Consider the following 549-nt stretch of genomic DNA (forward strand, 5'->3'; position numbering starts at 1 on the left):
ATGCGGTCCCACCACCTATAACTTTATTCACCTGGGCAATGCGCGGCCCCTGGCGGTTTTTGATACAGTAAGGAGATATCTGGCTTACCGCGGTTATGAGGTAATGTATGTGCAGAACTTCACCGACGTAGATGACAAGATAATAAACCGTGCCAATGAGGAAGGGGCAAATGCCCTGGAGTTGGCACAGCGCTATATTGACGCTTATTTTACCGATGCAGATGCCTTAAACATCAAGCGGGCCGATGCGCACCCCCAGGTCAGCCAGCATATGAACGAAATCGTGGCGTCGGTGCAGGGACTTATCGAAAAAGGCTATGCCTATGAGATAGATGGGGATGTCTATTACCGGGTAGCCGCTTTTAAAGATTACGGCAAGCTGTCAGGCCGGTCGTTGGAGGATATGCTGGCAGGCGCCAGGGTGGGAATTGATGAGCGCAAAGAGAATGCGATGGATTTCGCCTTGTGGAAAAAGGCCAAAGCGGGAGAACCGTCCTGGCCAAGCCCCTGGGGGGCTGGCCGGCCCGGCTGGCATATCGAATGTTCGGT

The 549-nt window shown here is 53.4% G+C and carries 1 protein-coding gene; it reads left to right on the forward strand.

Annotation, left to right across the window (positions count from 1 at the left end; translation table 11 throughout):
• Positions 1–549 (forward strand): class I tRNA ligase family protein (locus tag B3W37_RS08800; RefSeq protein WP_483175422.1); only part of this gene is annotated, 549 nt, incomplete at both ends.

This window comes from Syntrophomonas sp. UBA5494 (assembly GCF_002426325.1).